Consider the following 25,572-nt stretch of genomic DNA (forward strand, 5'->3'; position numbering starts at 1 on the left):
TCTCTTTTTATTGGTGTGTAGCCAGGCCGGATCAGGCGTGGCTGTGCTCAGACATGGCTATACATGGCCTCGATCTCGTTCTGGTACTTGGCCTCGATGATCTTGCGGCGCAGCTTCATGGTCGGGGTGATCTCCCCCAGCTCCATGGAGAAGGCGCTCGGCAGCAGGGTGAACTTCTTCACCTGCTCGAACTTGGCCAGCTCCTGCTGCAGCTCATGGATGCGTGACTCGAAGAACTCCACCACCCGGGAGTGGCGCAGCAGCTCGGTCTTGCACTGGTACTGCAGGTTGATGGAGCGGGCGTACTCCTCCAGCGACTCGAAGCAGGGCACGATCAGCGCCGACACGAAGTGGCGGGCGTCGGCGACGATGGCGATCTGCTCGATGAAGCGATCCTTGCCGAGGGTGCCTTCCACCAGCTGCGGTGCCACGTACTTGCCGTTGGAGGTCTTCATCAGCTCCTTGAGGCGCTCGGTGAAGTAGATGTTGCCCTCGGCGTCCAGCTCGCCCGCATCGCCGGTGCGCAGGAAGCCATCCTCGGTCATCACCTCGGCGGTGGCCTCCGGCTTGTTGTAGTAGCCGCGCATCACAGTGGGGGAGCGCACCAGCAGTTCATTGTTTTCCCCCAGCTTCACCTCGATGCCGCCGAGGGGCGTGCCGATGGAGCCCAGTCTGAACTGTTGATCCTCATAGCAGCAGACGGTGGCCGTGGTCTCGGTCATGCCGTAGCCGTACTTGAGGTTGAGCCCCATGGCCTGGAAGAACAGGTTTACATCGTCGGCGAGGCGGGCGCCGGCCACCGGCAGGAAGCGGGTGCGGCCGCCGAAGCGGGCGCGCAGCTTGCGAAACACCAGCCGTTCGGCCAGGGCGAGCTGGGCGTAGAGCAGGGGGGAGGCGGACTTGCCGGCCTGGCGGGTCGCCACCATCTGCTTGCCGACCCCGGTGGCCCAGCCGAACAGGGCGCGGCGCAGGCGCGGTGCCTGGGCGACCTTGGCCTGGATCATGGCGTAGGCCTTCTCGTAGAGGCGCGGCACGGCGCACATCACGGTCGGCTTCACCTCGTCGATGACCTCCATCACCTTCTGGGGATCGCGGATGTAGACATTCTCGGCGCCGCAGTAGAGCACGTAGTAGCTCCAGGCGCGCTCGAACACGTGGCTCAGCGGCAACATGCAGAGCGACACATCCTGCTCGTTCAGATCCAGGCGGCTGTCATGCATCTCGAAGCAGGCGGCGATGTTGGCGAAGTCGAGCATGACGCCCTTGGGCTCGCCGGTGGTGCCCGAGGTGTAGATCAGGGTCAGCAGATCATCCATCCGGTAGCGGCACTCGCGCTCGCGCAGCACCAGTTCGCTTGGCTGATGGTTGCCGGAGACCAGGAAGGTCTGGAAGTGACTGGCCTGCGCGCAGCCGCGCAGATCGACGCCGCCATCGAGGGCGACGAGCTGGCTGATCTCGCCCTCATTCAACAAGACGAGGGCCTGATCGAACTGTTGCTGCTCGCCCACGAACAGCAGCTTGATGCCGGCGTCGCGCACTATGTAGCGCAGCTGGTCCAGGGTGCTGGTGGGGTAGATGGGCACGCTGACCCCGCGGGCGGCGAGGATGCCGAGGTCGGCCTGGGTCCACTCCGGCATGTTGCGAGCATAGATGCCGACCATCTCGGTGGGCTGGTGGCCGGCCCGGATCAGGGCCTGGGCACAGTAGTCCATCGCCTGTCCCAGGGTGCGCCAGCCGATGGCACGCCATTGGCCATCCTGCTGGACGCGCAAGGCGGCCTTGTTGCCAAGACGGGCAATGCGCTCACGCATCAGTCGAACCAGATGAAGCTGCGACATGGTCAATCATCCTCAAGTAACAGTTGTACGCCCGTGAGGGCACTAAAAATCGGACTGGAGTTTAAACTCTACCATTCCGGCTTACAAGTGTGCGCTGTTTGCTTGGGATCACAAAGTCGTCAAGTCGGTTTGGCTCAGGCATGATGGGGGCTGACAGACTGGATTCGTTCAGGGAGGTGTGCCATGAGTGTCGGGATCAAGAGCCTGATCACGGGGGTCTTGCTGGTACTGGCGGGCGCCGGTGCGCTCTGGTTCGTCCTGGGGCCTCCGGCCGGGGAGGACAATCCCTGGCTCAGCGGGGCCGAGGGCTATGAGCAGGCGCAGCAACGGGCGCTGAGCGAGGGTTACCCCCTGCTCTATGTGATAGAGCACGCCAAGTGTCGACGCTGCAAGACGCTCGATGCCCTGCTGTGGCGCGCCCCCGAGATGCAATCCACCCTGGCCGGCCTGGTCAAGGTGCGGCTCAACCCGGATGCAGGGGATGGCAGCGAGCACATACTGCGCCGCTTCCCGCCGGTGGCGACGCCGCCAGGCGTCTATATCCAGCGACCGGGAGAGCCGCTCAGGCCCATCAAGATAGTGGTGGATCTGCAGCAGATCTGGATGCCCGGAGTCACCTACGGCCGCGGCTTCTTCATGCCGCTCTCGGGGGCTGGTTTCGACGCCGTGCTGCGGGTGACCCTCAGCCTGGAAGACCCGGCCATCGACAATGCGCCGCTGCCCTAGCCGAGGGAAGGGCTCAGCCGAAGTCGAACAGCCGTGACATCAGCACGGCGTCTTCCCTGTCCTGGCCGGTGCCGTAGTAGTCGGCGCGGCGGCAATATTCGGCGAAGCCTTCACTCTCGTAGAGGGATATGGCGCGCTTGTTGCCGGCGCGTACCTCCAGGAACCAGGCCTCGGCGCTCTTGGCCTTGCTGCGGGCGAGGTACTCTCTGAGCAGCGCGCGGCCCAGCCCCTTGCCCTGAAAATCGGGGTGAACGCAGATGTTCATCAGCGAGCTGTCGCCCGCCACCAGATCCGCGATATAGAAACCGGCGGGGCGCCCCTCTACCAGCATCAGGCCATTGAGATAGCGCGGCCCGAAGCAGGAGAGCAGGTTGGCCTGGCTCCAGGGCTCCTGGTGGGCGGACTGCTCGATGGGGTAGATCAGCTCGAAATCGGTGTCGAGCAGGGGGCGAAAGCTGGGCATGGGGTCAGACATGGGAACTCCGGATCGGATTCGTGCTTGCGAGCGGCGCCGCGGCCATGCCATGGTCTTGGCGCCAGTTCGCAAGCCTGGATGAGTAAGGCAGCATAGGGGCCGGCAGGCCGCTGATCGGTTGGCTCAGCCGGGCGTGTGCTGGCGCAGCTGCTGCCACAGCGCCCGCTTCTGGGCCGCATCCGGGGTCAGCGGGCAGATCAGGGCGTCGGGCCAGCGCGCATCGGCGGCCGTCAGCCAGAGCCGGGGCGGAGTCAGCCCCTCGGGCAGCCGATCCAGCACCGCGACCTCGTCGGTGCGGATGCCGAGCCACTGGCAGATGTCCGCCAGCAAGGTCGGGGCGGGCAGCTCGGGGGCCAGCAGCCACAGCTTGCCTTCGGGCATCACCGCTACCGCCGGCGTGCGGGCTGCGCTATCTTCCTGAACGGGCGCGGGCGCGTCACCCAGCAGGGTCGGCACTCTCAGTTGCCAGCTCGGTATGCCCATCCGGGCCAGGATGCGCTGACGCAAAGGGTCCAGCAGGGGATCTTGCATGGCGAAGGCTCACTCTTGATCTGCGTTGGGGTAAATCGTGACGGGCAGAGTACACTTTCGCGGGTTTTGCTGCACCCCGGAGTTTGCGTTTGATCCTACGGGCTCAAGCCGTCATGGGGATGCGGCGCACACCAGCCCATGTTTACGGGTAGATGCGATCCCTCTGATTCGCTATGTTAACCCTGTTTCCCGGCGCCCTGCGGCGGGGATGACCAGAATCAACAGACCATTGCAGTGGTGCAGGGCCAGAGGCCGGACTGCGCAGCCACTCATGACCACCCAGCTTCGGAATCGTGCCTATGCCGCCTTTAGCCCAGAATACTGTTCGTACCGTCCCCATTCATGAGCGTCTGCCCAGATTGCTGGCGGCCCTCGGCGAGGGACTCTACGAGCGGCAGGACGCCTTGCGGCTCGGTCTGCTGGCCGCCCTCAGCGGTGAGAGCGTCTTCCTGCTGGGCCCGCCCGGCATCGCCAAGAGCCTGATCGCCCGCCGTCTCAAGCTGGCCTTCCACGATGCCCGTCACTTCGAATACCTGATGACCCGCTTCAGCACGCCGGAGGAGGTGTTCGGCCCGCTCTCCATCCAGGCGCTCAAGGAGGATGGCAAGTACCTGCGGCTGACCCGCGGCTACCTGCCGGAGGCCGAGGTGGTGTTCCTCGACGAGATCTGGAAGGCGGGCCCGGCCATCCTCAACACCCTGCTCACCGCCATCAACGAACGCCAGTTCCGCAACGGCGACAGCCAGCACCCCATCCCCATGCGGCTGCTGGTGACTGCCTCCAACGAGCTGCCCGCGCCGGACAGCGGCCTGGAGGCGCTCTACGATCGCATGCTGGTGCGGATCTGGATGGACAGGGTGCAGGAGAAATCCAACTTCCAGGCCATGCTGGCGAGCGATGGCCAGTCCAGGCAGAACCTGCCGTCCTCGATCCAGATCCAGGGGGAGGAGTATGAGGCCTGGCAGGAGCAGATCGAGCAGGTGCGGCTGCCCGCCGCCTGCTTCGAGCTCATCTATCAACTGCGCCAGCAGCTCGACAGCCAGCTCGGCCACAGCTGCTACGTGTCGGATCGACGCTGGAAGAAGGCGGTGCGGCTGATCAAGGCGAGCGCCTTCTTCAACGGTCGCGACGAGGTCGCCCCGCTGGATCTGCTGCTGTTCAAGGATTGCCTCTGGCACGACGAGGCCTCCCGCACCGCCCTGCTGGAGATGATCGGCGAGTTCTCCCGCCTCTACGGCTACCAGCAGCTGGCCATGACCCGTCAGCTGCTCTCCCTGCGCGAGCAGTTCAAGCAGCTGAAGGGGGCCGTGGCCCAGCGGCTCGGCTGCAAGGCGGTCAAGCGCAAGCAGTGGTTCGGCCGCCGCGCCCGTGGCATGCAGCTGCCGCTGCTCAACGCCAAGCCCTTCGGCAAGCAGGTGCACTTTCACCTGCTCACACCGGCCCCGCTCGATGGCGGCGACCCCGAGCGCCTGACCGAGACCCTCACCTTCGATCGCACCCTGCTCTCTCACTGGCACCCCACCGGCGAGGCGTTGGTGGGCTGGCAGCTTGGCAATCCCAAGGAGGGCCACTACGAGCTGGTGCTGGATGAGCAACTGCGGTTGCACGTGCTGGATATCCAGCGCCAGCCGGTGCCTCTGGTACTGGTGGAGCGGACCGCGATCCCTGAGCTGGTGATCACCCCCTGGCAGGCCGAGCTGGACGCCCTGGCCGCCGAGGTGGGCAAGGTGCAGCAGGCCCTCAAGGGGCAGCGCAGCCTGTTCGAGCGCCATCAGCAGCACCTGTTCATCGGCGATCACTGGCTGCAGCAGGTAGAGGACAGCTTCTTCGTGCTGAACCGGGATCTGGACCTGCTGCGCGGCGATCTGCTGCAGTGGCGGGATCGCCTGCCCAGGCTGGATGCGTGAGGCTGACCATGGGTGATGCGACTGCAATGAGCAAGCCGGGGCCTTGCCTGTGCAGCTGATGGCGCGGGATAACGTGAGGGCTCATCATGCTTGAGATCGGCATGATGGATCTCGGGCTCCTCATGGGGGAGGGGGAGCTGGCGGGAGAGATGGCGCTGCTGCTGGCCTCGACCCCCAAGATCTCCGAATTCCTCAAGCGCTCCCCGCTGCAGGGCAAGCTGCTCAAGAAACGCATCCAGAGCTGGAGCGAACAGCTCGGCGAGGAGATGCGCCACAAGCCGGTGCCGGTGGCGCTGGAGCGGGAGTATCTACTCTATCAGGCCCATCGCTTGCTGCCCCTGTCCGAGCTGGTGGGGCGCCTGCCCAGCCTGCTGGAGGCGCTGGAGCAGCACAGCCCCTTCGCCGGCGATGCCCGCAGCCTGGTGCGCCAGATCATGGTGCAGCCGACCGAGAGCCTGCGCCAGCTGTTCATCGAGAAGTGGCGGGGCAGTCTGGTGGGCAGCCTGTTGCAACTGCAGCAGCAGATCGCCGAGGCGGAGCGGGAGAAGCAGCGCCAGGAGATAGAGGATCAGCTGCTGGCAAACCGCACCCTGGCCGACGCCCTGGATCCGCACCAGATCTCCGCCGGCGGTCTCTGGGATCTGGCTCAGGGCAGCTGGCACAAGCGCAGCCTGGTGCTGGTGAAGCAATATGCCCGCATGTTGCAGCAGGAGCCCCTGCTGGCCGAGATCGCGGCCCTGCTGGGGCGCAGCGAACGGGATAGGCGCACCGACGCCCGGGTCTTGCCGCCGGTGCCGGTGCACGAGCTGGAGGAGGTGCAGACCGACGATGTGCCGGACGATCTGGTGGGGGTGCATCCGGCCAATGATCTGATGCGGCTGCTGCCGAGCGAGGCGGTGATGCTGGCCCTGCCGGAGCTGGAGCTGGAGTTCTATCGCCGCTATCTGGAGCGGCGCCTGCTCAGCTACCAGTCGCGGGGCACCCTGCCACGCCAGCGCCTCATGCTGCGCAGCCCGGAGCAGGGCGGGCAGGAGCCACAGCCGCGCGGCCCCTTCATCGTCTGTGTCGATACCTCGGGCTCCATGGGCGGCTACCCGGAGGAGTGCGCCAAGGCGCTGTTCCTGGCCCTGCTCAAGGTGGCGATGGACGAGCAGCGAGGCTGCTATCTGATGCTGTTCTCCACCGAGGTGGCGACCCTGGAGATCACCGCCGAGACCGGGCTCGACAAGGCGGAACGCTTCCTCTCCATGAGTTTTCACGGCGGTACCGATCTGGTGCCCTGTCTCGAGAAGGCGCTGATCCGGCTCGAACAACCGGACTTTGCCAAGGCCGACGTGCTGGTGATCTCGGACTTCATCGCCCAGAGCCTGCCCCATGCCCTGCTCGATCGCATGAACCAGCGGCGCAAGCAGGGGACCCGCTTCCACGCCGTCGCCATGTCCAGGCACGCCAAGGCGGCGATCCTGCGGGTGTTCGACAACAGCTGGCTGCTCGACTGCGGCCTGCGTGGCCGCCTGCTGCGGCGCTGGCAGCGCAGCTAGGAACTGGGGGCGACGAGACGCCGCTCCGCCGCGCCTATCAGATGCTGTGGTTGAGCCCCCGCTCGTTCACCTGCTCCTGATCCAGCAGCGGCTGACCGCTCGGCTGGGCGATATAAAATCCCCGCTTGCCGCCGCGCTTGACCCTGTACATGGCCTGATCGGCCCGGGCCAGGGCGCCGCTGAAATCGTCCTGTGGCCGGATGGCCGCTATCCCCATGCTCAGCCCCACGACCGCCTCGCCATTGGGCAGCTCGAACGGGGTGGCGATGGCCTCGATGCAGCGGTGTGCCAGCTGGCCGGTGCGGGGATCCTCGCACTGCCAGGGCAGCAACAGCACGAACTCGTCCCCCCCGAGCCGGCCCAGCCGGATGTCGTCGCCGCAGCAGGCGCGCAGGCGCTGGCTGATGGCCACCAGCAGCTCGTCGCCGGCGCGGTGGCCCAGGTTGTCGTTCACCTGCTTGAAGTCATCCAGATCGATGAAGCAGATGGCCCTGTGCTCCCCGGGGAACTGGCGGTGCAGGGCGGTGCGATTGAGCAGGCCGGTGAGGGGATCCCGGTGGGCGAGCTGGGCCAGCTGCTGCTCGTACTCCTTCTCGTGGGTGATGTCGATGTGGGTCCCCATCACCCGGACCGGGTTGCCCCGCTCATCCCGCTCCACCACCCGGCCCCGGTCCAGCACCCAGGTGACCTTGCCATCCTTGGCGAGCATGCGGTGCATCACCTGATAGAAGGGGCTCTTGCCCTCCAGGTGATCGAAGAAGGCCTGCAACACCCGCTCCCTGTCTTCCGGGTGCAGGTGGGCACGCCACACATCGAAGTGGGCCGACAGCTCCTTGGGCTGGTAGCCCAGCATGGCGCCCCAGCGCCGGTTGAAGATGACGAGCTTGCCGGTGGGGATGTGGTTCTGCCAGATGCACAGGCCGGTGCCGTCCATGGCGGCATCCAGCTTCTCACGGGCATCCTCGGCCACCCGCTTCAGGCGCTCATTCTCCTGCAGCAGCCTGTCATAGGCCTCCCGCAGCTCTTCATATGTCATCCATAGGCCCTTACCCGTTCCAGCTTTGTCTATAGTCGATGCAGATTTTCCTCCTGTAAAGAATGAGATAGCGGGAGTGAGAGCGAGTCGATGCGGGTTGTCAGCGCCCTGTGGTGACTGTGCGGCCACCACAGGGCGGGATATGATGGGCATCTGCATTGCGTCAGCGCTATCGAATGGGGAAACGGAACCGGCATGAAGATCCTGATGAACCTGATCCTGCTGCTCGGGCTGTGCGCCACCCCGGCCCAGGCGGCCCAGGCCCTGCTCGCGGAACCCGCGCTGTCCCGGGAGCTGCAGCAACTGGAGGACGATTTTCATCCCGCCAGGGAGTTTCGGGAGCGGGTCGCCAGCCTGGTGGCTCAGAGTGACAGCTACCCACCGGACGTGCAGGGGCGGATCGCCCGCCTGCAGTGCTGGGCCATGCCCGCCGAGCGGGACAGCGAATACCGGCGCATCGTGGCCTTCGCCAGCCAGGAGCTGGCCAGCGCCCGCGTCCGCAAGGACAGGATCACCGAGAGCGGCCTGCTCGCCTGCCGGGCCCTCCATCAACAGCTGCTCGGCAATATGGCCCAGGCCAGCCAGGATTACGACGACGGTCTGACCCTGGCGCGCCGGCTGGGGGATGACCGGCAGCGCGCCGATATCCTCAGCCTGCGTGGCGAGATGTACTCCTATCAGGGGGAGATGGCCGAGGGGCTGATGGAGCTGATAGATGCCCATCGGCGCTACGAGGATCTCGGGCTGGACAACAAGGGGCGCGAGGTGCTGGCCAAGATCGCCAACGCCTATCGCCGGATGGGGCTCTATGAGCGGGCGGAGGGCTACTTTCAGGAACTGGAGCACGACTACCGCAGCCGCAACGAGCAGGAGCACCTGATCGACATCCACTCCCAGCAGGGGCTGCTCTACAGCGAGATGGGGGAATATGACAGGGCCCTGCCCCTGCTGTCCCGGGCCGAGCAGTTTTACCAGGCCCAGCATCGGGACGGGATGCTGGCCTGGAGCCAGATCGAGATGGCGACCATCTTGCTCAACCAGGGCAAGATGGCGGAGGCCATGAGCAAGCTGGAGCAGGCCTCCTCGCTGCTGAACCAGCGGGAGGGGGCCGACACCGTGACCCGGGGTCACTGGCACATAGTGATGGCCATGGTGCAGGATGCCATGGGGCAATCGGCCAAGGCGCTGGCGCACCTGGCGCAGGCCGAGCCGATCTTCGGCAGGGAGCAGAACCTGCGCTTCCTCGCCTGGGTCCACGAGGTGCGGGCCAGGGTGCTGGAGCGGCAAGGGCGCATCAAGGAGGCGCTGGCCAGCCTCAAGCAGTTCGTGAGTGCCAATCAGGATCTCGAGCGGGTGCTGCAGGAGCAGCGCTCCTTGCAGATGCGCTTCGAATTCGATCTGGCTCGCAAGGAGCTGGAGAACCAGACCCTCAAGACCAAGCAACTGCTGCAGGAGGAGAAGCTCAAGCAACTGCAGGAGCGACGGCAATGGCAAGCGCTGGTGGCCGGGCTGCTGGTACTGGTGATGGCCATGCTGGTGCTCTATCAGCTCGGCCGCACCCGCAAGATGCGCCGGCTCGCCATGACGGATGAGCTCACCGGCATCCACAACCGGCGCCAGATCCAGGCCAAGGGGCGCAAATGGTTCAGCCAGGCGCGCGCGAGCGGCAAGCCGCTGTGCGTGCTGCTGCTGGACATCGACCACTTCAAGCGGGTCAACGATCGTCTGGGCCACCACGTCGGCGATCTGGTGCTGACCGCCGTGGCCCAGTGCATCGAGGATCAGCTACGCAGCCTGGACAGGGTGGGGCGCAACGGCGGCGAGGAGTTCCTGGTGCTGCTGCCGGAGACCCGGCTCGACGAGGCGGCCGAGGTGGCGGAGCGGATCCGGCTGGAGGTCGCCCGGCTGCGCATCGAGGGGGTGCCCGAGGATCATCCGATCCGGGTCAGCATCGGCTGCGCCCAGTACCGGTCGCAGGACGACAACCTGGGGGAGCTGATCCGCCGCGCCGACGAGGCCATGTACAAGGCCAAGCAGAGCGGGCGCAACCGGGTGGTGATGGCCACCTGAGCGGTCATTGCCGTGGTGGGAGGCTATCCGGCTCGAGCGATCCCCCTCCATCACTAGTTTCCGCAGGGTGGCGATCATCACCAGAGCGGGCCTGAGCAGATGGATCCTTCGTCAGGATCCGGTCTACTCTTCTGTGGAAACTACTCATCGGTCCAGTTTCTGTCAGGTTTGCGAGATTAGCATTCGGTGTGACCAGGGTCACATTTTTGGCGGTAAGCTGTGCACCCTCTATTTAAGATCGCATCCAGGAGGCCCCCATCCAACGACAGAATCAAGGAGCGCAATTTTTGACGCGCTCGATACGTTTGTTATGTCTGTTGCTGCTCATCGCATCACCCGGATGGGGCCAAGCTACAGCCTACAACTTGCTGGAGAGGGGGCAGGATGAGATCCGCCAATTGGAAGATGATCTGCTCCCCTTCGACGAGTTCAAACGCAGGGTCGACCTGCTGGCACTGCAGAAATCAAATTATCCCGTTGCTCTGCGTGGACGCATTACCCAGTTGCAGTGCTGGGCCTATACCATCAGGGATCTCGAACGGTACGATCAGGCGATCGAGTTCGCCAGGCAGCAGCTTGAGCTGGCGCAGCATGCGGGTGATATGCAGACCAAGACGGGCCTGATGATCTGCCTGAGTTGGTATCAGCAACGGCAGGGCAAGAATGATGAGGCGCTGCGGGGCTATGAGCAGGCCTTGGAGCTTGCCACTGCACTGGGGGATGTCAGGCGGCAGGCCAAGGCCCATGGCTATTTGGGCGGCCTGCTTTCGGCTCAGGGCAACATGCTGGAGGCGATGCGCCATCTGCAGGCCTCCCTCGATCTCTACAAGTCCATCGGGCTGGAGGATCGGGACCTGCACCTGCAGGTCAGCATGGCCAACCTCTATCGCCAGTTGGGGATCTATGAGCAGGCCGAGCAGCTGTTAAAGAAACTCTCCGATATCTATCAAGCCCGTGACGAGGCGGAGTGGCTCACCACTATTCGTGTCTACCAGGGCATCCTCTACACAGAGACAAATGAAAACGGCAAGGCGATCGCCTTGCTTAGCCAGGCCGAGCAGTACTATGAGGACAAGCAGCGACCGATGGAAGTTGCCGAGGTGCGGCTGTATCGGGCCTTCGCCCTGCTCCAGCGGGATCGCATCGAAGAGGCATGGGACAAGCTGCAACAGGTCAATGACAGCATCGCAGCGGGTGAGCGGCTCGAACCCATGCTGCTGGCATTACGGGATATGCTGATGGGGATCGTCTTGAACAAGAGGGGCGATCATCAGCTTGCCCTCAATCACCTCGATGCGGCTATCACTGTCCTGCAAGAGGGAGATAGCCAGAAGCAACTGGGCTACGCCTATCGAGTCAAGTCACTGGTGTTGAAGGAGATGGGCCTCTATCAGGCCAGTTTGCAGGCGCTTGAGCAGTTTATAGAGATAGATCATCGGGTGGAGGATGCGTTGCGTGATCGTCGCATCATGCAGGTGCAACTGGAGCGGGAGCTCACGCATCAGGCGATGAAAAACGAGCAACTTGAGAGCGAGCGCAAGCTGGAGCAACAGACGTCGGAGCTCTCCCGTGAACGGCGCCAGTGGCAGAGGCTGATATTGGCGCTGCTGCTGGGAGGGCTGCTGTTCTACCTGGTCAAACGGATAATCGCCCTGCGCACCCTGTCGATTACGGATGAGCTGACCAGTCTGCTCAATCGCCGCCAGATCCTGATGCAGGCGCAGATGATGCTGCAACATGCACAGCACAGCCGTGCGCCTTTCTCACTGCTGATGCTGGATATCGATCACTTCAAACGGGTCAACGATACCCTTGGCCACAACATGGGTGACGTCGTGTTGATTGAGGTCGCCCAGTGCATCAGTCGTACCCTGCGGGCAGAGGATGTGGTCGGTCGCAACGGCGGGGAGGAGTTTCTGGTGTTGCTGCCCAACACCGACATGGCCGCAGCAGCCAGGGTCGCGGAGCGGATCCGTACCCAGGTGGCTGCATTGCAAATCGAAGATGTCACCAACGTCTTGGATATCCGGGTCAGTATCGGCGTTGCCCAATATCATCTGGAAGATAGCAGCCTGTCGGCCCTGGTGCATCGAGCCGATCTCGCCATGTATCAGGCCAAGCGGCAGGGACGAAACCGGGTCGTCATGGCCTCCTGAGTCGGCCGGGGCGCTGCGATCGCCCGGGTAGAAGCGGCCTGCTCCGGCACAGTTCGTCGGCATCAAGGTGGGGGCTAAGCCGGGCTGGGTATTTTTCACTCGCGCGGGTATAATGTCGCGCAATTTTGCTTTGGCTCAGGCGAGAAAACCCATGTAACGCAACGCTCCTCCTTCTTTCCACCGGCTTGGCCAGATGCCAGCCAGCGTGGTGCTGTTGCGTGTATGTGTGCCGTGAGTTGAATGCGGCAGCCCGGATTTATTCCCACGGTGGCCAAGGCCACCGCTCAATAGAAGAACGTCGAATCATGTCAGCTGAATTTCTGAGTGAAGTCTCCAAGAGACGCACCTTTGCGATCATCTCGCACCCGGATGCGGGTAAAACCACCATCACCGAGAAAGTCCTGCTGTTCGGACAGGCCATTCAGCGCGCCGGTACCGTCAAGGGCCGTGGCTCAGGCCAGCATGCCAAGTCCGACTGGATGGAGATGGAGAAGCAGCGCGGTATCTCCATCACCACCTCGGTGATGCAGTTCCCCTACAGCGAGTGTCTGGTCAACCTGCTCGATACCCCGGGTCACGAGGACTTCTCCGAAGATACCTACCGTACTCTCACAGCCGTGGATTGTTGCCTGATGGTCATCGATGCCGCCAAGGGTGTCGAAGACCGTACCCGCAAGCTGATGGAAGTGACCCGGCTGCGCGATACCCCCATCCTCACCTTCATGAACAAGATGGACCGCGAAGTGCGCGATCCCATGGAAGTCATGGACGAGGTGGAGCGCGAGCTGAAGATCATGTGCGCCCCCATCACCTGGCCCATCAGCTGCGGCAAGTCCTTCAAGGGGGTCTATCACCTCTACAAGGACGAGACCTACCTGTACCAGACCGGTCAGGGCCACACCATCCAGGAGAAGCGGGTGGTGAAGGGGCTGCACAACCCCGAGCTGGATGCCGCCATCGGTGAAGACCTGGCGGCCCAGCTGCGCGGCGAACTGGAGCTGGTGCAGGGCGCCTCCCCCGAGTTCGATCACGAGGCCTTCATCGCTGGCGAGATGACCCCGGTCTTCTTCGGTACCGCGCTCGGTAACTTCGGTGTCGACCACATGCTGGACGGTCTGACCGACTGGGCGCCGTCCCCCATGCCGCGCAAGGCCGAGAGCCGTATCGTTGCCGCCACCGAGGAGAAGTTCTCCGGCTTCGTGTTCAAGATCCAGGCGAACATGGATCCGAAACACCGCGACCGCATCGCCTTCATGCGCATCGTCTCCGGCACTTACAGCAAGGGCATGAAGATGCGCCACGTGCGCATCGGCAAGGACGTGAACATCTCCGACGCCGTCACCTTCATGGCGGGTGATCGCGAGCAGGCCGTCGAGGCCTGCGCCGGCGACATCATAGGGCTGCACAACCACGGCACCATCCAGATCGGCGACACCTTCACCCAGGGTGAGGATCTGAAGTTCACCGGTATCCCGAACTTCGCTCCCGAGCTGTTCCGCCGCATCCGCCTGCGCGACCCGCTCAAGCAGAAGCAGCTGCTCAAGGGGCTGGTCCAGCTCTCCGAAGAGGGTGCGGTGCAGGTGTTCCGTCCGCTCATCAGCAACGATCTCATCGTCGGTGCGGTCGGTGTGCTGCAGTTCGATGTGGTGGTTTCGCGTCTGAAGAGCGAGTACAACGTCGAGGCCCTGTACGAGGCGGTCAACGTCTCCACCGCCCGCTGGGTGGAAGGGACCGACGTCAAGAAGTTCGAGGAGTTCAAGCGCAAGAACGAGCTGAACCTGGCGCTGGATGGCGGTGACAACCTCACCTACATAGCCCCGACCATGGTCAACCTGCGCCTGGCCCAGGAGCGTCACCCTGACGTCCAGTTCCGCCAGACTCGCGAGCACTGATACGCCGCGATGCCGTGATCACGGATAAACAAGACCCCGCCTCGGCGGGGTCTTTGCTTTATGGGGTTCTCGGGCGTCGGTCAGGGGCGCCGGGCGCTCAGAAGGCGCGCAACAACCGGGCGGGATTACCGGCATAGGTGCCGGGGATCAGGATATCCCGGGTCACGACAGCCCCGGCGCCGATGACGGCACCCTGGCAGATCCGCACGGGCAGGATGGTGGCATTCGATCCTATGGCGACGCCGTTTTCGATGACAGTCCGCCCCCAGCTGGCGGGATCCGGATCGGGCGCCCCTCCCCGAAACAGATCATTGGCAAACATGACCCCGTGGCCGATGAAGCAGCGCTCGCCTATGGTGACCTGTTCGCAGATGAAGCTGTGTGACTGGATGCGTGAGCCGCGGCCAATCGACACATTGGCCTGGATCTCCACGAAGGGGCCGACGAACACATCGTCGGCCAGGGTGCAGCCGTAGAGATTGACCGGCTCGATCAGCGTCACGCGCTCACCGAAGCTGACATCGCGGATCCCGGCGGATCGCAGTATGGGTTCATTCATGGCGGGCGCCCTGTTCCAGCGTCATCACCATGCAGATCTCGCAGGCGTCGTGGCCGGTGCAGCCGAGCGGGCCGGGCAGGTGTTCGAAGCCCAGCGACTCATAGAGCGCGGTCGCCTCCCGCAGCACCGCCGTGGTCTCCAGGTAGCAGCGCCGGTAGCCGAGGGTTCTCGCCTCAGCCTGGGCCTGCAGCACCAGCCGTCGCCCCAGTCCCAGTCCGCGCAGGGCGGGCAGGAAGTACATCTTCTGCAGCTCGCAGGTCTCGGTCTCCCCCGCCAGCGGGGCTATGCCGCCGCCGCCGAGGATGGTGCCGTCCGGCCCCTCGATGACCCAATAACGGCTGCGCTCACCCTGATAGGTTTCATGGAGGAAATCGAGATTCGGATCCGCCACCCCATAGCCCTTGTCGGCGGTGAGGCCGTATTCGGCAGAGACGGTCCGCACCACGGTGGCGATGGCGGCATTGTCATCCGGGGTGATGGGACGGATGCGATAACCCTGCTGGCGGCGGGCGCGGGAGAGGGCACTGCGATAGAGGCGCAGGCCGTCCCACAGCTGTTCGCACTCGGCCTGGCTGAGCTGGGCCAGGGCCTGCTCGGTGGCGCCGTCCATCTCCTGATGCAGCGCCTGCAGCTGGATCTCGCCGGCCCGGGTGAGCCGCGCCTCCTTGCTGCGCCCATCCGAGGGGTGGGGGTGCCAGTCGATGAGGCCCCGTTCGGCGAGGCGAGCCAGCGGCCGGCTGGCGTTGGACTTGTCGATGCGCAGTCGCTCGGCGAGCTGCTGGTTGGTGGCGGGGCCACTCTCCAGCTCGATCAGCAGGTGGGCTTCGAGGGGGGTCAGGGCCAGTGCGCCGCACTGCTGGGAGAGCATGCCGAGTTCGCGTACCAGCTCCCGTGACAGGGCGCGCAGGGGACGGGGATCCATGTGTCATTGTCCTTTTGGTTGTAACCAGCAACCAATATAACCAACAAGTTGTCACTGGCAACCGCTTTCTTGGGCAGGGACGCTGGCGGCCGGGCATAAAAAAAGGGCCCGGGAGGGGGCCCAAACATTGGAAACCCGCGCCGGGGCGCGGATCCCATCCTTGGTCAGAAGAAGAGCCGGTGACACCGGTTCGGCCAACGTGGCGTCGGCCGTGGTGTCACCCGCGGTTCGATTTTCTTTATATTCCCGGCTTACACCAGCTCAGCCAGCATGGCGTCGGCCGTGGTGTCACCAGCGGTTCGATTTTCTTTTTATTCCCGGCTTACACCAGCTCAGCCAGCATGGCGTCGGCCGTGGTGTCACCAGCGGTTCGATTTTCTTTATATTCCCGGCTTATACCAGCTCAGCCAGCATGGCGTCGGCATAGGGCACCAGCGGCTCGGCCTGTTTCACCTTGCTGAGGTAGTCCGGGTTGGCGATGAGCGGGCGGCCGATGGCGATGAGATCGAAGCGATCGGCCTTGATGGCTTCGGCAGCGGTCTCGGCACTGTAGTTGCCGACCCCGACCAGGTGGCCATCGTAGTGGGCGCGCAGGTAGTCGGAGGCGCGACCATCCAGGTAGTCGAAGGTGAGGCTGTCATCGAAGATGCCGAGGTGCACATAGGCCAGGGTGCGGTGGTTGAGCTCGGCCAGCAGATGGTCGAACACGGCGCGGTCGCGCTTGTCCCCTGCCAGATGCACATAGGCACCGGGGGAGAGGCGCAGCCCCACACGTTCGGCGCCGATGCGGGCGCTGATCGCATCCACCACCGCCAGCGCGAAGCGACTCATGTTTTCCGGCGTGCCACCGTACTGGTCGTCGCGCAGGTTGCTCGAGTGGTGCAGGAACTGATCGATGAGATAGCCGTTGGCACCGTGGATCTCGACCCCGTCGAAGCCGGCTTCGATGGCGTTGGCCGCGGCCGTGGCATAGTCCTCGACCAGCTGCTCGATCTCGGCCACCGTCAGGGCGCGCGGCACCTGATAGACCAGCTCGCGCATGCGCGGCACAGTCCCCTCATGGGCGACGGCAGACGGCGCCAGCACCTCGGCATGGTGGAAGAAGGGGTGGGAGAGGCGACCCACGTGCCACAGCTGGGCGAAGATCTTGCCGCCCTTGGCATGGACGGCGCCGGTGACCTGTTTCCAGCCCTCGACCTGCTCCGGGCTGTAGAGCCCCGGGGTGTTGGGATAACCCTGTCCGTCCGGGCGTATGATGGTGGCCTCGGAGATGATGAGGCCGATGTCGGCCCGGCGCGCATAGTAGGCGGCCATCTGCTCGGTGGGCACCAGACCGGGACCGGCCATGCAGCGGGTCAGCGGGGCCATCATGAAACGGTTGGCCAGGGTCAGGGTGCCGTTGAGACGGTAAGGTTGAAACAGGGTATCCATGGTCATCGTCCTCGGGAATGATTCTTGAACGTGCATTCAAGACTCTTTTTGTTTTGCACGCAAGTATTTTTTGAGCGAATATTTAACCAGGATTGGTCTTGCCTGCCCGCTGGGGTAAACTTGCCGCCCTTTTCTACCCTCATCGCCAAGGCGCGATGAGGCCTGCCAACGGAGACCCTATGCGCATCGCCGAATTTGATCGTGACCAGGTCCTGCGACAAGCCATGGAGGCATTTCGCGCCAGGGGCTATGCCAAGACCACCATGCAGGAGCTGGTGGCCGCGACCGGGCTGCACCCGGGCAGCCTCTATGCGGCCTTCGGCAACAAGCGCGGCCTGCTGCTGGCGGCGGTCGATCACTATGTGCAGGAGAAGCGCACGCTGCGCCATGCCAGCTTCGATCGACCCAGCCCGCTGGCCGGGCTGCGGCACTACTTCCAGCAGCTGGTGAACGATGCGCTGCAGGGCTCCTGCCTGGTGACCCGCGCCCTGATGGAGCTGGCGGAGCAGGACGAGGAGCTGCACCTGCGCTTCAAGGCCATCTATGCCGAGCTGGAGTCCGATCTGACGCTGATCCTGCAACGGGCGAGGGAGCAGGGGGAGCTGGCCGCGGACAGTGACATTCCGACCCTGACCGCCTTCCTGCAGATCAACATCCAGGGCCTGATCACCTTCGCCCAGTGCCGCCCCGACCGCCCCCTGCTGGACGCCGTGGTCAGCCACCTGATGGCCGCCCTGACCCCTCGCTAGCCCCTCTGTCGTGCCCATAGCGCCATTTTTTCTCCCGGTGCTTGCCCCAGTCGGTTCCCTCTTCCATCTTCATGTGAGGTCTGATGGCGGGGGAGAAGGATATGGTAAGGAAGGCAAGGTCCCGGGCTATGCTGGCGCATTTCACCTCGCCACGGCTCTCCATCGCGGAGCGTTTCGCCGCCGGCAAGCAGCTGCGTGAGCAGGTTCCCCGCGAATCGCATGCCCTGCTGCCGGAGGTCCTGCCCGGGCGGGATCCCATCGCCGTGCTCAAGGCGCAGGCCGCCACCCGATTGCAGAAGCTGGTACCGGTGCGCCATGCCAGGATGCAGACCTCCCCCTTCGCCTTCCTGCGCGGCGCGGCCGCCATCATGGCGGCGGATCTCGTTGACACGCCCCGCTCCGGCCTGATGGTGCAGGCCTGCGGCGACATGCATGTCGCCAACATCGGCCTCTATGCGAGCGCCGAGCGCAATCTGGTGCTGGCCATCAACGACTTCGACGAAACCCACCTCGGCCCCTGGGAGTGGGATCTCAAGCGGCTGGCCGCCAGCGCCCTGGTGGCGGCCGAATATATCGGGGCCGATGCCGCCCGCCAGCGGGAGGCGGCCAGGATGATCGCGGCCAGCTACCGCATCAGGCTGCGGGAATACGGGAAAATGGGCTTCATGCGGGTTTGGTATGATCACATTGATCAATCCACCGTGCTCGACGCCTTCTCCACCGATGCCCATCAGCGCATCGAGGCCACCTTCCTCAAGGCCCGTGGCCGCAACCATCTGCAGGTGCTCGGCAAGATGACCGATCTGGTGGACGATCAGCACAGGATCCGCGAGATCCACCCCTTCGTCATCCGTGAGACCCATACCGAGGACGGGGAGCCCGTCTACGAGGCGCTCGGTGAGCTGCTGGAGGCCTACCTGGACTCCCTGCCGGAGGACAGGCGCATCCTGCTGCAGCGTTACCGGGTCGTGGACGTGGCGCGCAAGGTGGTGGGGGTTGGCAGCGTGGGCACCCGCTGCTGGGTGATACTGCTGACCGGGGCCGACGACGATGATCCGCTGTTCCTGCAGGTCAAGGAGGCGCAGCCCTCGGTGCTGGCGCCCTATTTCACCTCGGCGGATGACAGCGGCAGCCAGGGGCGGCGGGTGGTGCGGGGTCAGCGCATGATCCAGGGCTCGCCGGATATCTTCCTCGGTTGGTGCGAGCTGAAGGGCCGCCACTTCTACGTGCGCCAGCTGCGGGACATGAAGGGGGGGATAGACATCAGCCCGGGGGCGGTCAAGCCGCGCCACTTCGTCGAGTATTGCCAGCTGTGCGGCTGGGCGCTGGCGCTGGCCCATGCCAAGTCGGGGGATGCGGCGCAGATCGCCGGCTACCTGGGCAAGTCGGAGGTGATGGATGAGGCCATCGCCGACTTCGCCGTGGCCTATGGGCAGCGCACCCGTGACGATCACGCCACCCTGCTGGCGGCCATCGCCCGTGGGGATCTGCCGGTGGCCAGCGAGATGCGTTGAGGCCACAAGCCAGATGCTGTTGGTATAGCTAGACCGGATTTACCAGCTCCTTCATCAGATCCTTCAACCAGACCAAGGCGGGTTGCTGGGCATGGACCGGATGCCAGACGCAGTTGAGGTGGTAATCGGGCACCGCCTCCGGCAGGGGCAGGCTCTTCAGCGGCCAGTGGCGGGCCAGCAGCTCGGCCACCATGCTGGGCAGCACCAGCAGGTGGTCGCTCTGGCTGACGATGGCGGCGGCGGACATATAGCTCTGGCTGTTGACCGAGATGGTGCGACTATGGCCCAGGGTCTGCAAGAATCTGTCCAGGCTCGCCTCCGAGGTGCCGAGTGGCGAGTGGAACACATGGGGCATCTCTATCAGCTGTTGCAGCGTGATCCGCTCCTCCGGAAGCGCCATGCTGGCGCGCACCAGCCCGGCCAGCGGCTCGGTCAGCCAGGTCTCCTTGCCCAGATAACCCGGCACCTGCATGTACTCATCGAACCCCAGCACCAGATCGATCTCGCCGCTGGCGAGCTCAGCCTCCGGCAGGCTGTCGCGCAGGATGCGGATCTCTATGGTGACCCCGGGAGCCAGATCCTTGAGGCGCTGGATCAGCGGCGGGATCAGCACGCACTCCACGTAGTCGGTGGTGCAGAGCACGAAGCGGCGCCTGGAGTGCAGCGGCTCGAATTCCTCCTCTTCGCTTAGATGTTGTTCCAGCAGCCGCAACGCCTGCTGCACCCCCAGGTGCAGCCGCTGGGCGCGGGGGGTCGGCAGCATCCCCTGGGGGGTGCGCACCAGCAGCGGATCCCCGAAGAAGGTGCGCAGCCGGCCGAGGGCGTGGCTCATGGCAGGCTGGCTGATAAACAGCGATTCGGCGGCGCGGGTGACGCTGCCCTCCGTCATCAGGCTGTCAAAGGCGAGCAGCAGATTGAGGTCGAGCTGGTGCAGTTTCATGGGGGGATTATTCGCCGTGCTTATGGGACAATCCATCCTATTCATTTGATGGATGGGAGCGCAACTTCTTACACTGCGTCCCACTCTTATTTTTCCAAGGTTCCCGGGTAAATTGGGGGGCCTCAATCCATGCAAGGAGCCTTGCGATGAGCATCAAGACCATGAACACCACTCCGGCCGCCGACGGCTTCACCATGCCCGCCGAGTGGGCGCACCAGCAGGCCGTCTGGATGATCTGGCCGTTTCGCCCGGACAACTGGCGGGTAGCCGGTCGTTTCGCCCAACAGACCTTCGCCAAGGTGGCCGACGCCATAGGTGGTGCGACGCCGGTCTTTATGGGGGTGCCCGCCGAGTTTATGGAGCAGGCCCGCGCCATCATGCCCGCCCATGTCACCCTGGTCGAAATGGCCAGCGATGACTGCTGGGCCCGTGACAGCGGTCCGACCGTGGTCACCAACCGAGCAGGCGAGTGCCGCGGGGTGGATTGGGGCTTCAACGCCTGGGGCGGCCTCAATGGCGGTCTCTACCACCCGTGGAACCAGGACGAAGAAGTGGCCGCCAAGATGCTGAGCCAGCACGGCATGGCGCGTTACGACGCGCCGCTCATCCTGGAAGGGGGCTCCATCCACGTCGACGGCGAAGGCACCTGCATGACCACCGCCGAGTGCCTGCTCAACGCGAACCGCAACCCGCACCTCAGTAAGGAGCAGATCGAAGCCTTGCTGCGCGACTATCTCGGCGTGCAGAGCTTCATCTGGCTGGACGAGGGTGTCTACATGGACGAGACCGACGGCCATATCGACAACATGTGCTGCTTCGTGCGCCCGGGCGAAGTGGCCCTGCACTGGACCGACGACGAGAACGACCCGCAATATGCCCGCTCCCAGGCCGCCTTCAAGGTGCTGAGCGAGACTCGGGACGCCAAGGGGCGTGAGCTGAAGATCTGGAAGCTGCCCCAGCCGGGCCCGCTGTTCTGCACCCAGGAAGAGTCCGCCGGTGTCGAGAGCGGCAGCGGCGTGCCGCGCGAGGCCGAGGGTCGTCTGGCCGGTTCCTATGTGAACTTCCTGATCACCAATGATCGTATCGTCTACCCGCTGCTGGATGCCGCCACCGATGGGCAGGCCCAGCAGATTCTGGAAGAGATCTTCCCGCAGCATCAGGTTGTCGGCGTGCCCGCCCGCGAGATCCTGCTGGGCGGTGGCAATATCCACTGCATTACCCAACAGATCCCCTCTGGCAAGTAATCCGCAGGGACAACAGATCGTCAAAACCCCACGCTGGTGGGGTTTTATCTCTTGATGGCGTGGTGGTCGAAGGCGCTGAATGCGGCGACCACCATCACAAGCAATCACCTGCGATATGTCCGCTTTGCGGCAGATATCGCACAGCGTCACCCTTTTACAGGAGATCCAGCATGATCGAAGTGACCGAGGTTTCCATTGCCGAGCTGCGCCACGCGCTCGAAGCCGGCCGCACCACGGCGGTCGAACTGGTCAAGGCCTATCTGGCCCGTATCCATGCCTACAACGGCCCCGAGACGCAGACCAAACTCAATGCGGTCGTGGTGCACAATCCCGATGCGCTGAAAGAGGCGCAAGATTCCGATGCCCGCCGTTCCCGTGGCGAAACCCTGGGGCCGCTGGACGGCATCCCCTACACCGCCAAGGACAGCTATCTGGTCAAGGGGCTGACCGCCGCCTCCGGCAGCCCGGCGTTCAAGGATCTGATCGCCCAGCGCGATGCCTTCACCGTCGAACGGCTGCGGGCCGCTGGCGCCATCTGCCTCGGCAAGACCAACATGCCGCCCATGGCCAATGGCGGCATGCAGCGCGGCGTCTATGGTCGTGCACAGAGCCCCTACAACGCGGACTACCTGACTGCGCCGTTTGCCTCCGGCTCCTCCAACGGTGCCGGCACCGCCACCGCGGCCAGCTTCTCCGCCTTCGGTCTGGCCGAGGAGACCTGGTCGAGCGGTCGTGGCCCGGCTTCCAACAACGGTCTGTGTGCCTACACCCCGTCCCGCGGCGTGATCTCGGTACGTGGCAACTGGCCGCTGACCCCGACCATGGACGTGGTGGTGCCCTACGCCCGCACCATGGCCGATCTGCTGGAAGTGCTCGATGTGGTGGTCGCCGACGATGCCGACACCCGTGGGGATCTCTGGCGGATGCAGCCCTGGGTCAAGATCCCCAAGGCCTCCGAAGTGCGTCCGGCCTCCTACCTGGATCTCGCCGCCGGTGCCTCCGCCCTCAAGGGCAAGCGCCTCGGCGTGCCACGCATGTTCATCAACAAGGATGAGCTGGCTGGCACCAGCGAAAACCCCGGTATCGGCGGCCCGACCGGCCAGCGCATCCACACCCGCCCCTCGGTGATTGCCCTCTGGGAAGAAGCGCGCAAGGCGCTGGAAGCCGCTGGCGCCGAGGTCATCGAAGTGGACTTCCCGCTGGTCTCCAACTGTGAAGGGGACAGACCCGGCGCGCCGACCGTGTTCAATCGCGGCATCGTTAGCCCTGAGTTCCTCAATGACGAGCTGTGGGAGCTGTCCGGCTGGGCCTTCGACGACTTCCTGCGCGCCAACGGCGATCCCAAGCTTAAGCAATTGGCCGACGTGGATGGACCCAAGATCTTCCCCCACGATCCGGGCACCCTGCCGAACCGCGAGGGGGATCTCGCCGCCGGCATGGACGAGTACGTCAAGATGGCCAAGCGCGGCCTCAAGAGCTTCGACGAGATTGCCAGCGTGCCGGACGGCCTGCGTGGCCTGGAGCAGACCCGCAAGCTGGATCTGGAGGACTGGATGGACGAGCTGAAACTCGACGCCGTGCTGTTCCCGACTGTGGCTGACGTCGGCCCGGCCGATGCGGATGTCAATCCGGCCTCCGCCGACATCGCCTGGAGCAACGGCATCTGGGTCGCCAACGGCAACCTCGCCATTCGCCACCTCGGCGTGCCGACCGTCACCGTCCCCATGGGGGTCATGGCCGATATCGGCATGCCGGTGGGGCTGACTTTCGCCGGTCGCGCCTATGACGACAACAAGCTGCTGCGCGTCGCCTCGGCCTTCGAGTCCACCGGCAGCAAGCGTATGGTGCCGCCGCGGACCCCGCCGCTGGGGTGAGTGCCGTTGGAGCTAAATAGCTCGAATTAGTCTGGTGATAATGAAATAAACCCCACCCGTTATACAGGTGGGGTTTATTTTCAGTGCTGGCCGTTTCCTATATGAGCTTTCTCAACATCAATGATCGCATCGTCTACCCGCTGCTGGACGGTGGCAATATCCACAAGATTACCCAATAGATCCAGTCTGGTAAGTAATTCCATAGTGAAGTAAAGCCCCAAAAGGGTGTTACTTCACTAAGAACACTTGCTGTAGGTCTTCATTAATAATGTGGGGTGTTGGCCTAAAAATATCAACATTCCTCTTCAAAATCTTCTGTAGTTTAGCTTTCAATACCCCAGATACTTTTTTTCCATATCTATATCTTGAAATATTGGATTGATAGATGGCATTGATTTCCCTAATCTTTTTGGCATACCCCTGATTTTCAGGTTTGCAGGTTTTTAATGTCTGATCAATTAATCTATCAATTGAGCTTTCTGTAGACTCTACGGTCGCTTCTTCTATTAGCCTCGTTATATCATCGACGCTAATGTCAGGATATAACTCGTTTATATGCAATGGGCAAATATATTGTCCTTCTAGATCAACGCCATCAGTAACATAAAAAAATAATTTAGCCTGTTCAATCTTTGTCTTTATTCGTTCTATGGTCTCGTCGGTGTGATAGTCTCTATCTCGATGGATTATAATCGTCATGTCATCTTTTTTATCTTTTAGATATTTACCTAGCATTATTGCGGAATTTATTTGATCGGCCCCCAAGTATGGAATGAACTCAGTAGCTTCAAGGTCGCAGTTATGAGCTGAAAAAAAAGATTTTACGTGTTCGAAATCCTGATCTTCAGTTAGGACAATAAATTTTGTTTTGTCTTGCAAGTTATCCATTTCAGATTTTAAATGAGATATTTCCTCTTGGTGCGCATAGATTTTTGATAGGTAAGGTGTAATTAATGGTAGAAGCCCCATATGTTCATGCAATTCATCTGCTCTGCTATGTTCAATATGTTTTACTGAGGTGCAGTTATCACTGGTTTGGCTTATAAAATATGTGTTTACACCATCACTATCATCTACATCTAGAGCATAAAATGCAGGAGAATGTGTTGTTATAAAGATCTGAATATCTTTAGAGTATTCTTTTATTGTCTTAGCTAAATCAAAAGCAAATTTTAGTTCAAGGTTATTTTCTGGTTCTTCAAATCCCCAGATGGTGTCTGGTTTAACATAGCCAGGAATGGAAATGCTTTTCTCTTTTTCTGACATGTATTTCAAAATTATTGGAATATGACGAACTTTGACCCCATCACCGCGTTGCTTTAGGTGATAAGTATTATTGTCTATTCTTGTGCCAAAATCCAAGTTTGAAAAAAGTTGTCTGAAATCAGACGGTACTTGTATAGAGTTTTTAATGCCGAGTTGACTATCTAGTTCGGTTGTAATTGCCTGTGTAACACCTTGGATTCCTTTTATAAAGTCATCCCCTTGTTTAGCTAGTATATCGGCGTGAGTCTCATTTAATACATCGTGAAGTTCACCCATTAAAATTGAAAAATATTCCTGACCTTTAATTGCCGGAACGTACCGATACCTTATTTTATCTAGCCATTTATAAACATTATCCTTAGGTTGCAATTTCTCTCCAGTCGTGAGGTTTATTTTATCTTCTGATATTGAACCGTCACGCTTCCATATTTTCACCCAGTGAACGGGGTCTGAATTTTTGAATCTGGATTTTGGTGGGTGGATTTCCAAATCAATTCTTATCTCAATTTTAGTTCCTTTTCCTTTATTCGAGTGATAACAATAGTCATCATCAAACCTAAATTTATTCCCTACATCAGTCTCGCCATTGAAAAATAAATTCAATGCCCTGAGTAAATTTGATTTACCTTGGTCATTTTTCCCTACGAAAATGTTTAAGTGTGTAGGTGTAAGGTCTCTAGTAAGAGATTTTATTGACCTAAATTTTCTAATTTTAATTGACTTTATGAATTCCATTATGTCTACCGTATTGTTTCAATAAAATTATTCGTCTTAATGACATTAACTCTAGTCTTATTCGGGGGCCAATCCGCTTCAGTCTATAACGGTGGTCGAATGGCTATCATATCCATCGTCTTAGGACAAGCAAAGGGATATCAGAGTGAATTCAGTGAGGGGAACT

Annotated in this window: 19 protein-coding genes; 10 read left to right on the forward strand and 9 right to left on the reverse strand. The window is 62.1% G+C overall.

The window, feature by feature from the left end; translation table 11 throughout:
- Positions 1-47 precede the first annotated feature (47 nt).
- Positions 48-1,838: an AMP-dependent synthetase/ligase gene (locus tag AACW18_RS01540; protein ID WP_218292440.1), complete on the reverse strand. Its 1,791-nt coding sequence runs from the start codon at positions 1,836-1,838 to the stop codon at positions 48-50.
- Positions 1,839-2,021: 183 nt separating this feature from the next.
- Here AACW18_RS01540 and AACW18_RS01545 point away from each other — a divergent pair, with 183 nt between their 5' ends.
- The gene (locus AACW18_RS01545) at positions 2,022-2,564 is read left to right on the forward strand and encodes a thioredoxin family protein (RefSeq protein WP_218330074.1); all 543 of its coding nucleotides are present in this window, start codon (positions 2,022-2,024) and stop codon (positions 2,562-2,564) included.
- Between the two features lie 13 nt (positions 2,565-2,577).
- Here AACW18_RS01545 and rimI read toward each other — a convergent pair whose 3' ends face one another.
- Both rimI and AACW18_RS01555 read right to left on the reverse strand, forming a co-directional pair.
- Positions 2,578-3,027 (reverse strand): ribosomal protein S18-alanine N-acetyltransferase, encoded by a 450-nt coding sequence (gene rimI, locus AACW18_RS01550; protein WP_218389977.1) that lies wholly within the window; start codon positions 3,025-3,027, stop codon positions 2,578-2,580.
- Positions 3,028-3,162: 135 nt separating this feature from the next.
- The gene (locus tag AACW18_RS01555) at positions 3,163-3,570 is read right to left on the reverse strand and encodes a DNA polymerase III subunit psi (RefSeq protein ID WP_218389956.1); all 408 of its coding nucleotides are present in this window, start codon (positions 3,568-3,570) and stop codon (positions 3,163-3,165) included.
- 299 nt (positions 3,571-3,869) lie between these two features.
- Here AACW18_RS01555 and AACW18_RS01560 point away from each other — a divergent pair, with 299 nt between their 5' ends.
- The gene (locus AACW18_RS01560) at positions 3,870-5,477 is read left to right on the forward strand and encodes an ATPase RavA domain-containing protein (protein WP_218389957.1); all 1,608 of its coding nucleotides are present in this window, start codon (positions 3,870-3,872) and stop codon (positions 5,475-5,477) included.
- A gap of 86 nt (positions 5,478-5,563) precedes the next feature.
- A complete protein-coding gene (viaA, locus tag AACW18_RS01565) occupies positions 5,564-7,018 on the forward strand; it encodes an ATPase RavA stimulator ViaA (RefSeq protein ID WP_218292444.1) in 1,455 nt (484 codons plus the stop codon).
- A gap of 37 nt (positions 7,019-7,055) precedes the next feature.
- Here the strand turns inward: viaA and AACW18_RS01570 are convergent, their stop codons facing one another.
- Complete coding sequence (locus AACW18_RS01570) at positions 7,056-8,054, reverse strand: sensor domain-containing diguanylate cyclase (protein WP_218292445.1); 999 nt, start codon at positions 8,052-8,054, stop codon at positions 7,056-7,058.
- A gap of 195 nt (positions 8,055-8,249) precedes the next feature.
- Here AACW18_RS01570 and AACW18_RS01575 point away from each other — a divergent pair, with 195 nt between their 5' ends.
- The 3 genes from AACW18_RS01575 to prfC all read left to right on the forward strand — a co-directional run bounded on the left by AACW18_RS01575 (position 8,250) and on the right by prfC (position 14,172).
- Positions 8,250-10,124, forward strand: coding sequence for a diguanylate cyclase (locus AACW18_RS01575; protein WP_256351999.1), 1,875 nt, complete (start codon positions 8,250-8,252; stop codon positions 10,122-10,124).
- A gap of 398 nt (positions 10,125-10,522) precedes the next feature.
- Entirely contained in the window at positions 10,523-12,280 is a 1,758-nt protein-coding gene (locus AACW18_RS01580) for a tetratricopeptide repeat-containing diguanylate cyclase (protein ID WP_218389958.1), read from the forward strand.
- Between the two features lie 302 nt (positions 12,281-12,582).
- Positions 12,583-14,172 carry a peptide chain release factor 3 gene (gene prfC / locus AACW18_RS01585; RefSeq protein ID WP_126623457.1) on the forward strand — a complete coding sequence of 530 codons (1,590 nt, stop codon included), beginning with the start codon at positions 12,583-12,585 and terminating at the stop codon, positions 14,170-14,172.
- Between the two features lie 97 nt (positions 14,173-14,269).
- Here prfC and AACW18_RS01590 read toward each other — a convergent pair whose 3' ends face one another.
- The 3 genes from AACW18_RS01590 to AACW18_RS01600 all read right to left on the reverse strand — a co-directional run bounded on the left by AACW18_RS01590 (position 14,270) and on the right by AACW18_RS01600 (position 17,084).
- The gene (locus AACW18_RS01590) at positions 14,270-14,731 is read right to left on the reverse strand and encodes an acyltransferase (RefSeq protein ID WP_218389959.1); all 462 of its coding nucleotides are present in this window, start codon (positions 14,729-14,731) and stop codon (positions 14,270-14,272) included.
- The gene (locus tag AACW18_RS01595; RefSeq protein WP_218389960.1) at positions 14,724-15,653 is read right to left on the reverse strand and encodes a bifunctional helix-turn-helix transcriptional regulator/GNAT family N-acetyltransferase; all 930 of its coding nucleotides are present in this window, start codon (positions 15,651-15,653) and stop codon (positions 14,724-14,726) included. The genes AACW18_RS01590 and AACW18_RS01595 overlap by 8 nt, the downstream gene beginning before the upstream one ends.
- Positions 15,654-16,046: 393 nt before the next feature.
- The gene (locus tag AACW18_RS01600) at positions 16,047-17,084 is read right to left on the reverse strand and encodes an alkene reductase (protein ID WP_218389961.1); all 1,038 of its coding nucleotides are present in this window, start codon (positions 17,082-17,084) and stop codon (positions 16,047-16,049) included.
- Positions 17,085-17,263: 179 nt separating this feature from the next.
- Between AACW18_RS01600 and AACW18_RS01605 the strand changes: the two genes are divergently transcribed.
- Positions 17,264-17,833, forward strand: coding sequence for a TetR/AcrR family transcriptional regulator (locus tag AACW18_RS01605; RefSeq protein WP_218389962.1), 570 nt, complete (start codon positions 17,264-17,266; stop codon positions 17,831-17,833).
- 128 nt (positions 17,834-17,961) lie between these two features.
- Positions 17,962-19,347, forward strand: coding sequence for a DUF2252 domain-containing protein (locus AACW18_RS01610; protein ID WP_256352000.1), 1,386 nt, complete (start codon positions 17,962-17,964; stop codon positions 19,345-19,347).
- Positions 19,348-19,375: 28 nt separating this feature from the next.
- Here the strand turns inward: AACW18_RS01610 and AACW18_RS01615 are convergent, their stop codons facing one another.
- Positions 19,376-20,287: a LysR family transcriptional regulator gene (locus AACW18_RS01615; protein ID WP_218389964.1), complete on the reverse strand. Its 912-nt coding sequence runs from the start codon at positions 20,285-20,287 to the stop codon at positions 19,376-19,378.
- 146 nt (positions 20,288-20,433) lie between these two features.
- Between AACW18_RS01615 and aguA the strand changes: the two genes are divergently transcribed.
- Together aguA and AACW18_RS01625 are read left to right on the forward strand one after the other, a co-directional pair.
- The gene (aguA, locus tag AACW18_RS01620) at positions 20,434-21,531 is read left to right on the forward strand and encodes an agmatine deiminase (protein WP_218330064.1); all 1,098 of its coding nucleotides are present in this window, start codon (positions 20,434-20,436) and stop codon (positions 21,529-21,531) included.
- A gap of 170 nt (positions 21,532-21,701) precedes the next feature.
- Positions 21,702-23,405, forward strand: coding sequence for an amidase (locus AACW18_RS01625; RefSeq protein WP_218389965.1), 1,704 nt, complete (start codon positions 21,702-21,704; stop codon positions 23,403-23,405).
- Positions 23,406-23,633: 228 nt separating this feature from the next.
- Here the strand turns inward: AACW18_RS01625 and AACW18_RS01630 are convergent, their stop codons facing one another.
- Positions 23,634-25,406 carry an ATP-dependent nuclease gene (locus AACW18_RS01630; protein ID WP_218389966.1) on the reverse strand — a complete coding sequence of 591 codons (1,773 nt, stop codon included), beginning with the start codon at positions 25,404-25,406 and terminating at the stop codon, positions 23,634-23,636.
- Positions 25,407-25,572: the final 166 nt, after the last annotated feature.

It is taken from the genome of Aeromonas sp. sia0103 (genome assembly GCF_963895295.1).
Classification (GTDB): Bacteria; Pseudomonadota; Gammaproteobacteria; order Enterobacterales; family Aeromonadaceae; genus Aeromonas; species Aeromonas encheleia.